This window comes from Nostoc sp. DedQUE02 (assembly GCF_034531035.1).
Lineage (GTDB): Bacteria > Cyanobacteriota > Cyanobacteriia > Cyanobacteriales > Nostocaceae > Nostoc.
In genome coordinates this window covers 25,319-34,714 of the sequence record NZ_JAVRBY020000071.1, presented here as the reverse complement: position 1 = coordinate 34,714, position 9,396 = coordinate 25,319, and the positions used below count along the sequence as shown (strand labels likewise).

At 42.4% G+C, this 9,396-nt stretch carries 9 protein-coding genes and 1 pseudogene; 6 read left to right on the top strand and 4 right to left on the bottom strand.

The window, feature by feature from the left end:
* Positions 1–114 precede the first annotated feature (114 nt).
* Positions 115–990 (bottom strand): HEAT repeat domain-containing protein, encoded by an 876-nt coding sequence (locus RMX98_RS31405; protein ID WP_409882039.1) that lies wholly within the window; start codon positions 988–990, stop codon positions 115–117.
* A gap of 394 nt (positions 991–1,384) precedes the next feature.
* Here RMX98_RS31405 and RMX98_RS31400 point away from each other — a divergent pair, with 394 nt between their 5' ends.
* Positions 1,385–2,209, top strand: coding sequence for an Rpn family recombination-promoting nuclease/putative transposase (locus RMX98_RS31400; protein WP_322675779.1), 825 nt, complete (start codon positions 1,385–1,387; stop codon positions 2,207–2,209).
* 52 nt (positions 2,210–2,261) lie between these two features.
* A pseudogene (locus RMX98_RS31395) lies at positions 2,262–2,672 on the top strand (DUF4351 domain-containing protein); the annotation flags it as partial.
* Positions 2,673–2,839: 167 nt separating this feature from the next.
* On the opposite strand, the gene RMX98_RS31390 reads toward RMX98_RS31395, so the two are convergent.
* Together RMX98_RS31390 and RMX98_RS31385 are read right to left on the bottom strand one after the other, a co-directional pair.
* Positions 2,840–3,178 (bottom strand): hypothetical protein, encoded by a 339-nt coding sequence (locus RMX98_RS31390; protein ID WP_322675778.1) that lies wholly within the window; start codon positions 3,176–3,178, stop codon positions 2,840–2,842.
* A gap of 141 nt (positions 3,179–3,319) precedes the next feature.
* Positions 3,320–5,842, bottom strand: coding sequence for a sigma 54-interacting transcriptional regulator (locus RMX98_RS31385; protein WP_322675777.1), 2,523 nt, complete (start codon positions 5,840–5,842; stop codon positions 3,320–3,322).
* A gap of 201 nt (positions 5,843–6,043) precedes the next feature.
* On the opposite strand from RMX98_RS31385, the gene RMX98_RS31380 reads away from it, so the two are divergent.
* Positions 6,044–6,682 carry a transaldolase family protein gene (locus RMX98_RS31380; protein ID WP_322675776.1) on the top strand — a complete coding sequence of 213 codons (639 nt, stop codon included), beginning with the start codon at positions 6,044–6,046 and terminating at the stop codon, positions 6,680–6,682.
* Between the two features lie 125 nt (positions 6,683–6,807).
* Positions 6,808–6,984, top strand: a complete 177-nt coding sequence (locus RMX98_RS31375) for a hypothetical protein (protein WP_322675775.1) — start codon at positions 6,808–6,810, stop codon at positions 6,982–6,984.
* A gap of 299 nt (positions 6,985–7,283) precedes the next feature.
* On the opposite strand, the gene RMX98_RS31370 is transcribed toward RMX98_RS31375, so the two are convergent.
* Positions 7,284–8,177 carry a LysR family transcriptional regulator gene (locus RMX98_RS31370; RefSeq protein ID WP_322675774.1) on the bottom strand — a complete coding sequence of 298 codons (894 nt, stop codon included), beginning with the start codon at positions 8,175–8,177 and terminating at the stop codon, positions 7,284–7,286.
* Between the two features lie 269 nt (positions 8,178–8,446).
* On the opposite strand from RMX98_RS31370, the gene RMX98_RS31365 reads away from it, so the two are divergent.
* Positions 8,447–8,731 (top strand): hypothetical protein, encoded by a 285-nt coding sequence (locus tag RMX98_RS31365; RefSeq protein ID WP_322675773.1) that lies wholly within the window; start codon positions 8,447–8,449, stop codon positions 8,729–8,731.
* A gap of 4 nt (positions 8,732–8,735) precedes the next feature.
* Positions 8,736–9,392, top strand: a complete 657-nt coding sequence (locus RMX98_RS31360; protein WP_322675772.1) for a glutathione S-transferase family protein — start codon at positions 8,736–8,738, stop codon at positions 9,390–9,392.
* Positions 9,393–9,396 lie beyond the last annotated feature (4 nt).

Here is a 9,396-nt window from a genome sequence, read left to right as displayed (position 1 = left end):
TTTGACTTCATCAGTACCGAGACTTAGAAATTATGTTTATTATCGTCAATGTTCATATTCTGATTGTCCTTTTTAATAGATGATTTCTTGTATTACAACTATTTTTTTCAGGTTTTATTGTTCTATTCTTCCCAATGCCTCTGCTGCACCTCTACGAACATTTGAGTTAACGGTTTTATTCTTGAGGATGTCAGCGATGTCTTTGACGTAGGGTTTGGCAACCTCCCCCAGATTTCCCAATGCCGATGCTGCACCGGAACGAACAGTTGGGTCAACGGATTTATCCTTAAGGATGTCAAGGATGTCTTTGACGTAGGGTTTGGCTGCCTCTCCCAGATTTCCCAATGCCTTTGCTGCACTGGAACGAACATCTTTGTCAACGGATTTATCCTTGAGGATGTCAGCGATGTCTTTGACGTAGGGTTTGGCTGCCTCTGCCAGATTTCCCAATGTCTCTATTGCATACGAACGAACAGTTGGATCAACGGATTTATCCTTGAGGATGTCGAGGATATCTTTGACGTAGGGTTTGGCAGCTTCCCCCAGATTTCCCAATGCCTGTGCTGCACCGTAACGAACATCTTTGTCAACGGATTTATCCTTGAGGATGTCGAGGATATCTTTGACGTAGGGTTTGGCTGCCTCCCCCAGATTTCCTAATGCCGATGCTGCATCTCTACGAAGAAAGAGGTCAACGGATTTATTCTTGAGAATTTTGGCAGCTTTTTGAGCAATATCCTCTAGTTTCTTCCCCAAAGATTTTAAATCTTTGAGATCGTATTCAGCTAATTTGTCGAATGCAGATCCCTTTACTCCGTCATATCCATCATCAAGGGCAGCAATGATACCGTTAATCTGCCACGCTTCTGGCTTCGGCTTGGGCTGTTCTTTCGCACTCGCCCAAGGCAGGGCGAAGAGGAGAATCAAAAGCAAGATAAAGGGAAAAAGGAAAAAGGGCGACGATCGCTTTTTAATTATGTGCAAATACATTTGTATAATTCGTAATACTTCGGCTACGCTCAGTACAAGTTCGTAATTCGTAATTTCTTTAATAGGGAAAGAGAAGGGAGTTAGGTTTTTTACTAATCAAGCAGGAACCGCTACAGTTATCTTTTTATCGTCTGATAACTCAACCTAGCTAAAAATGGAATATTACTGTAATTATTACAGGTACAGGAATTTAAAAAGATACGCCCAAAGTATAATAATGAGCTTCCTTGAGCGATGGTGCGTAGGCGTAGCCCGCACTTCTCTTACGAGACGCTGCGCGAACGACATGGTTCGACTCCGCTCACCAGCCGTTCAGTGACCATCGTAGACATCGCCTACTCAAACCACTGCACGAGATAATAACAATACCTCGTTCAATTGTTAGCGATCGCTAATGTCTTTTGATAACCTCTGCAAACTACTATCCGAAAAACATCCTGCTACCTTTGCCAGTTGGGTATTAGGAACACCGCAAACTTCCGTCACAGTTCTCAAAACCGAATTGAGTATTGAACCAATTCGCGCTGATTATGTCACATTTTTACAATTACAAGGACGCATTCTGCATCTGGAATTTCAAACCAAACTAGAATCTACGCCACCCCTACCCCTGCGAATGCTAGATTATTGGGTACGCTTGTATCGTTTGTATCGTCTACCAATAACGCAAGTTGTCGTATTATTGCTTCCCCCTGCACCAGGAACAGTAATTGAAACTGTCTTCTGTGTCGAAACTACTCGTCATGAATATCGCGTGATTCGCTTATGGGAAGAAAATCCTGAACTATTCCTCAATGAGGCAGCTTTGTTACCCTTAGCACCACTGGCGGCAACTACGCAACCCCAAGCATTGTTGCAACAAGTTGTGGGCAAAGTTAATCAACTTGAGCCAAGACAACGACCAGAAATTTCCGCGTATACCCAAATCTTAGCGGGGTTAAAATACAATCAAGACTTGATTCGACAATTATTTCGGGAGGGTATGATGCGCGAGTCAGTAATTTATCAAGAAATTCTCGCTGAAGGCGAACAACGCGGCGAACAACGAGAACGAGCGCTGATTCTCCGTCAGCTTACTCGACGGGTAGGAGAATTACCCCAAGAGGTGCTAGACCGTATTGAAACTCTCTCTTTAGAGCAATTAGAAAATCTCGGTGAAGCATTGTTGGATTTTCAGGCGATCGCAGATTTAGAAACCTGGTTTAGTACATTAGAGTAGCAACTAATTAAATCTAGTCTCTATGTCCCTCGTCAATATCCTTTGATAACCTCTGCAACAAGTTGTGGTCAAAGTTAATCAACTTGAGTCAAGACAACGACCAGAAATTTCCGCGTATACCCAAATTTTAGCGGGGTTAAAATACAATCAAGACTTGATTCGACAATTATTTCGGGAGAGTATGATGCGCGAGTCAGTAATTTATCAAGAAATTCTCGCTGAAGGCGAACAACGCGGCGAACAACGCGGACGGGAAGAAGGACGAAAAGCAGAAGGGCAATTGCTGATTCTCCGTCAGCTTACTCGACGGGTGGGAGAATTACCCCAAGAGGTACTAAACCGGATTGAAACTCTCTCTTTAGAACAATTAGAAAATCTTGGTGAAGCATTATTGAATTTTCAGGCGATTGCCGATTTAGAAGCCTGGTTTAGTACATTAGACATAGGAGTGAAAATGACGTAGGCACTATTCATGAATTCTGCCTATTAAGGATTTCGGGCAACGCATAATTCATTTCACTCCTATGTCTATTAGATGAATTTTTCCATTTGAGCCAATGTCTGATGGCGCTAAGGGAAAATAATCTTAGTAGAAGAACGAAACCAAGTTGAGCTTGTCAGTTTGCCACATTAGAGTTGAATTAACTTGAAGCCCCAAGGTTTGAGAGCCGCTAAAGCTATTTCTTCACTTACACCTTCATAAGCCTCCCATTCCAACGGATGCTCTTTAGGATGTCCGTCGCCAACATTACCTGCAACTTTAATTATTGGACAATTGGCGATGCGATCGCGCTCTAATCCTCTTGGAACTACTAGCTCGATTTTGTGCCCGACAAACTTGGCTGTACTATCATTAGCTACAGATTCACGGATTAAACAAATATCACCAGCAGTCCCCCAAGTAGTTTGGTAGATGTGGAGAAACGATATATAAGTTGCTGGTTTGATGGATCTTTTTAGAACGTGCATTATCTGTAATCCTTACACTATGAGTCAAAAATCATAAATCATATAAGTATTTTCTATCACGTTCGTAGGGAAGAATGTTCTTAACTGACATTTTCCACCTAGCCCAGGCGATTAGAAACCGCCTGGTGGAGGATGTGAAGCTTAAAAGACGATAATCGCCCACATACTAACTCCCAACCCAATAGCTGCTAGGTGTTGCGGCATGAGCGATCGCACTGGTTGCTTGGCAATCTTTTGCGTTAATAACATAGTCATTAACACGGAGAAAATTAGCGTTGCACCTTGCAAAAAGTCAATCACAGCCGGGTGAGCAACTAATATTGGCAATTGTTCACCACTCAAACCAAGAGTCGCAAAGGTAACAGGTAAAATCCGTCCGCCTTCGCCCAAGCCTAAACGCAGATAGTGAGCCAAGTTTCCCCCTAAAACTAATGGGAGATAGCTATATGCAAGCTCTACAAATTTTCGAGGCTTACGGTTAGCGTTGAACAGTTGGAGCAAGCCATAAGCCGCGAAGGTAAAAGCTGCTGGGACAATTAACACTAACAGCGATAATCCCAAGTGTTGCCAAAAATCAGTTAAATCCAGTTGTAAGCCTAACCAAGATTGCAATTCAGGCAAGCGATGGAGATATATACCACCCAACAGCAAAAGCAATAATGCAACTTCATAAGTGCGGGGTACATGAGTTGTCCACAGTTCAATTCCAGGAGGACGCAAGTTGAATTCGACGGAACGATGGGGACAAGCTTTAAGACAAGTCATGCACAGTACGCAATCTCTGTTATCTTCTAACTGCGCTGGGTGCGAGTATAAAGGACATCCATTGGTTTCCATGCCTTCGCCCTTTTGCGGCCCACCTTTATAACACTGATAAGTGGTGCAACTAGCAGAACATATCCCTTGCTGGGCGCGGAGTTCCGTCATTGAGAGTTTGGCAAATAAACCATTCATCCCGCCAATGGGACAGAGATAGCGACACCAAAACCGCCGCTCAAAAATAGCTGAGAAAATCATCGCCCCAGCAGTAATTAACAGCAACAAACAAGCGCTGAGGTAGGCCGTATTTTCTAAATGCCAGAGTTCTTCCCATAAGAAAATTAGGGTAAATAAACCAAAGAGGAACCATCCGCCCCATTTCTCAGCTTGTTCTCTGGGCCAGCGCTTGAGTTTTCGAGGCCACAGCCATAAAGAGAGCTTTTGAGTAATTTCTCCGTAAATCATGAAGGGACAAACAGAACACCAAACACGACCCAAAAAGGGAAAGAGAAATAAGAAGAAAGGCCACCACCAAGCCCAAAATAGATTTAAGACGAAATTGCGATCGCGGGTTTGTGGCCCAATAAATAGTATTGCAACAATGATCGCAAAAGCTGTTGCAGTAAAACCATAATTAATGCGATCAGGCCACCAGTCACTACGTAAAAACCGCCGCAAACGAGGATAGGCATTTAACAGATTCACCCGAAATCGTTTTTTCTTCGTTTCGGCTGGCCAGAAAATTTCTTCTGTTAATTCATTTGCACCCTCAGCTTGGACAATCGCTCTTTCTACCAGATTTTTCAATTCTTTGAGGTTGCCAGGAAAATCATAAGACTGGAGGCGACGCAGAGCTTCTGGGGTAATGTGCGGTTTCGGAACGCCTCTAGAACGAATGTAGAGACTAGTATAATATTCAACCTGTGTCTGAATATCAGCTTTCCGCACCCGTAGCGGTGGTACTTTAATAACGTGACCAACAGAACGTTCAATTGTCGGCTGAGTTTTTTCTGAAACAATCAGAATTCTGGCTTTACTAGGACGAGGTTCAGATGCTTCTCCAGAACGACTGACGGGGGTATATTTACCAGTTTTGAGCAACTCCGTCACCGCAGGTAATAATTCTTCGGGCAATTCTTGGATGTTGTTGAGAACTAGAGTACCTTCCCCCAACCATTCCAAAAGTCCTGGTTTGCCGCCAGTACGACCGAATAAATCTGCACCGCTCGTTTGCAGAATACCACAATTTACTTTAATAATTGGTTCTCGCCGTTTGGGAGAACCAAAGTGGATGAGAGCTGCTATATTGTCTTTTTCTAATCCTGGTTCTCCGAAAATATCCACTGATTTGCGGTCAGCAGCCGCTTCTCGAATTTGCTCCCGCAGCCGCACAGCATAACGACTTGTACCGACAATCCCCCGTTGCGCTTTGGTAACTAAATATGGACGCAAGGCAATAGAACGTTCTTGTTCATAGCCAAGTGCAGATGTTACCTGAGCTAATTCTTGAGCCAATTGGCGCGAAAAAGCCTGAGCTATTTCGGGGTATTGAGTGACTAATTCCCGAAATTTCGCAGCAGGTACAACCCACAAGTGACATTCAGTTACTGTCGTAATTGTGAACGGAGTTAATTCTTCCAACAGCAATTCTTTGAGTTCAATCACAGCACCAGGGAGAAATCCACAAGCTAAAGCTGGGTTGCTTTGATTGGTGCTATTGCTTTCGAGTTGACCTTCTACAAGAATATAAAGAGCTTCTGGAGAATTGCCTTCACTAACTAAGTCAGTTTCGGCACTCACTACTTGTTCTTCAATTACTTGTGCGATCGCATTTAACACTTCCGGTGAGAGAATTCCTAAACTGGTGCGTTCTTGTAGCCATATAACCGTTTCTGGAGATGTCATCTTAAATTCTCCGTGTAGGCTGTTATCTATAACTGTTTTCAATTCAGTAGAATACAGTAGGGACGCACAGCTGTGCTAACCTTCCAGGTATTACATCTAAACAATAACCGCTATAAAAGAAATTATCCTCTGAAAGGAATGTCAAAATATCTGTGTGCGGCTGTGATGAATTAATATCTGAAAATTGATCGGGGACGAATTATGGCACTATATCTAGACTCAGCGATCGCATCGGAAGCTGAAATTGTTAAGCTTTGGGGATGGGTAAAAGGCATTACAACAAATCCCACGCTGTTGTCTCAAATCGATACCCCACCAGAAACCACGCTCAAAAAATTGGTTGCCTTGACGAATGGCCCTTTATACTATCAACTTATGGCATCTGATAAAGCTGGGATGCTAGCTGAAGGTAGGAAAGCTTTCGAGATTATTGGTTCACAAACAATTTTGAAGATTCCCGCAACCCCGTTAGGATTTGAAGTAGTAGCGAGTTTATCACCAGAAATTACCTGTTCGGTGACAGCAATTTACAGTGCAGCGCAGGCAGCAGTAGCACGGGAAGCGGGAGCTAAAATTGCCATAGCTTATGTAAATCGCGCTACCCGATTGTTAGGTGATGGTATTGCTTTGGTGCGGGATATGGCTAGTGTACTCAAAGGCAGTGATACAGAAATCTTGGCAGCTAGTATCAAATCTCCCGAAGAAGCAGCCGCGTCGTTGCAAGCCGGGGCGGATCATTTGACTTTACCATTGGCAATGTTGCAAGCGATCGCCACTCACGAATTCTCACAAAAAACCGTTGAAGAATTCGCAAAAGGAGGCATCGGTTTAACTAATTAACGCGAGGAGGGAAGAGGCAATAGGCAATAGGTAAGAGGCAAGAGGCAATAGGCAAGAGGCAAGAGGCAATAGGCAATAGGCAAGAAGCCTCTTTGAGTTGTACTGAATTTTTTCAGAAATCAAATATGAGTCCTATACAAAGTATCGGAACCAGAGAAATAGAATTGTTATTCGACGCAATGCCATTGTTATTCGACGCAATGCCATTGTTATTCGATGCAATGCTATTGTCAGTCGATGCAATGCCATTGTCAGTCGATGCAATGCCATTGCAGGTTAAGAAACTTGTGTGTACACCGTAGCCTAAAAGGAGAGAGGCTTTGATTTTTGCTCCCCTTTCAGCAACAAAAGTTTTTCTGCTTCCCTCTCCTCTCTTCGAGACGCTGTGCGAACGTAGGAGAGGGTTAGAAAGAGGTAGAGAAGGGGTTGGGGGTTAGGTTTGAGATGAAAGTAAAGTCGCACATGGCGCTAATTACTAATTTTTAATTATTGGATTTAAGTCAATAGAGTTCAGATAAACCCAAAACCCAAATGTAGAGATGCGATTTTTCGTGTCTTGAAAAACCAATTATTTACACCAATAACCCTTTGTCAAATGTCATCAATAAGTGAGTTTAGCTAAACTATAAAAATCAAATTTACTCAACATTTCCAAAAATGTGAATACCGCAGGTACTTGCAGAGTATTAGATAAAATTGCAGTTGCAATTACTCTTTCGAGTGGTTTAGGTAAACTGTATATCTGCACCTTTGGGGGAATAGGTACAGCTGCTAAACGAGGCATAATAGCTGCTCTCAATCCTTGATTTACCATACTAACGACTGTGGAATCTTCTTGAATATCGGTAGCAGTATTGATGGGAATTGCTAAAGTCTTCAGGTGGTTGTGAAGAATGCGTCCACAGGGTGTACAAGGAAGCAAAACCGGCGGATAGGCTGCGATGTCTTCCCAAGTAATTTTCGGACTGCTAATTTTGGTATCTGGTGGTAGTAAAGCTACATACTCATCCCGAAAAATTTCCCAGGTTTCAAATTCTTCACCAGTTGGTAGACAGGTAATACCAATATCGGCACGTCCATCATGCAAACACTGTTCTACATCCGTGAAAGCTGCACACTCTATGATTGTGACTGCAATTTCTGGAAACTGATTGTGAAACTGTGCGATTGCTTTTGGTAATAGATGAGTAGCGACGCTGCGAAAAGCCGCAATTCGCACATGGCCACCGTGTAAACCTTTATGTAGATTTGCTTCGTGTTGCATCATCTCTAGATGCTGCATTGCTTGACGTGCATGATACAAAATGCGTTCTCCAGCAGGTGTCAATACAGCACCGTGACGACCTCTGGCAAATAAAGGCACACCTAATTCTTCTTCTAGGGTAGCGATCGCATGACTAATCGCAGGTTGCGAAAGCTGCAATTCTAAGGCTGCCTCACTAAAGTTACCACGATCTGCTACTGCAACTATGGCTCGGAGTTGGGAGAGTTTCATAGGCAATTGATGAGAACAAGGGCATACACATCCTGACTTTATTGTGGCAAAAAGTTTGTATTAGTGATTTTTCATATCTATAGCAGATTTCAAGGAAAGTGAGGTATACAACGATTCGTCTGTTACTCAGGTATAAAGCGTGTTTTACTCCTGAATTCTGAATTATGTTGTATAAATAACATTTATAGAACCTATGCAAGCCATGATTTGATTCCTAACTGAGATGTTGCTACTGTTTCATTTACTGAGCAACTTTCAGGAATAATTTTATGAACAATGACATTAAGTGTCTATCAACAGAAGATATAGAAATAAATTGTAGTCCGTCATTCCAGAAAAAAATCAATTCAAACTTCTGGAAATCTCTGCATCTGATTTGGGAAAATTTTGTCAAAAAAATCCTAGCAAATCCTAACGAATTACAAGTTTGGCAAAAGGTTGACCGCCACGGTAATATCTATTGGCAAGCTTACGACCCCGTAACGGGAAAATCTTTCGCTTCAGGTTCCGAAACTGATGTGTCTATGTGGATTGAACAACTTTATCGATATTAAAAACATGACACAACTTACTTTGGTAATCGGCAACAAAAATTATTCATCTTGGTCACTTCGTCCTTGGTTAGCGATGAAGCAATTCGGTTTGGAATTCAATGAGATTCGGATTCCTCTTTACAACGATCCAGATTTTTCATCGAAAGTTCGGCAATATTCTTCATCAGGAAAAGTACCTGTATTATTGCACGATACACAAACAGTGTGGGATTCTCTGGCTATTTGTGAATATTTAGCTGAAACGTTTCCAACCCTGCAATGGTGGCCAGAGGATAAGGCTGCAAGGGCATTAGCTCGTTCTATCAGTGCGGAGATGCACTCAGGATTTCAAAATTTGCGTCAGAATATGCCAATGAATTGCCGTACCAAATACCCCGGTAAAGGTTTAGCATCCGGTGTACAAGAAGACATTGAGCGAATTACTAGTATCTGGCAAGAATCACGTCAAAAGTTTGGGGCTGGTGGGAATTTTTTGTTTGGTAAATTTACAATTGCTGATGCATTTTTTGCTCCAGTCGTTTTGCGGTTTGTAGCTTATGATGTGCAGTTAGATACTGTTTCTAGAGATTATGTTGAGTCAATTTTGGCGCTGACAGCAATGCAAGAGTGGATAAATGCAGCAAAGAATGAGACAGAAATTATTCCTCAATATGAATTTTAGGAAA

What these genes read in the sequence shown, in the direction of transcription:
- RMX98_RS31405 (WP_409882039.1), bottom strand. Translation starts at nt 990, where the DNA reads ATGTATTTGCACATAATTAAAAAGCGATCGTCGCCCTTTTTCCTTTTT.
- RMX98_RS31400 (WP_322675779.1), top strand. Translation starts at nt 1,385, where the DNA reads ATGTCTTTTGATAACCTCTGCAAACTACTATCCGAAAAACATCCTGCT.
- RMX98_RS31390 (WP_322675778.1), bottom strand. Translation starts at nt 3,178, where the DNA reads ATGCACGTTCTAAAAAGATCCATCAAACCAGCAACTTATATATCGTTT.
- RMX98_RS31385 (WP_322675777.1), bottom strand. Translation starts at nt 5,842, where the DNA reads ATGACATCTCCAGAAACGGTTATATGGCTACAAGAACGCACCAGTTTA.
- RMX98_RS31380 (WP_322675776.1), top strand. Translation starts at nt 6,044, where the DNA reads ATGGCACTATATCTAGACTCAGCGATCGCATCGGAAGCTGAAATTGTT.
- RMX98_RS31375 (WP_322675775.1), top strand. Translation starts at nt 6,808, where the DNA reads ATGAGTCCTATACAAAGTATCGGAACCAGAGAAATAGAATTGTTATTC.
- RMX98_RS31370 (WP_322675774.1), bottom strand. Translation starts at nt 8,177, where the DNA reads ATGAAACTCTCCCAACTCCGAGCCATAGTTGCAGTAGCAGATCGTGGT.
- RMX98_RS31365 (WP_322675773.1), top strand. Translation starts at nt 8,447, where the DNA reads ATGAACAATGACATTAAGTGTCTATCAACAGAAGATATAGAAATAAAT.
- RMX98_RS31360 (WP_322675772.1), top strand. Translation starts at nt 8,736, where the DNA reads ATGACACAACTTACTTTGGTAATCGGCAACAAAAATTATTCATCTTGG.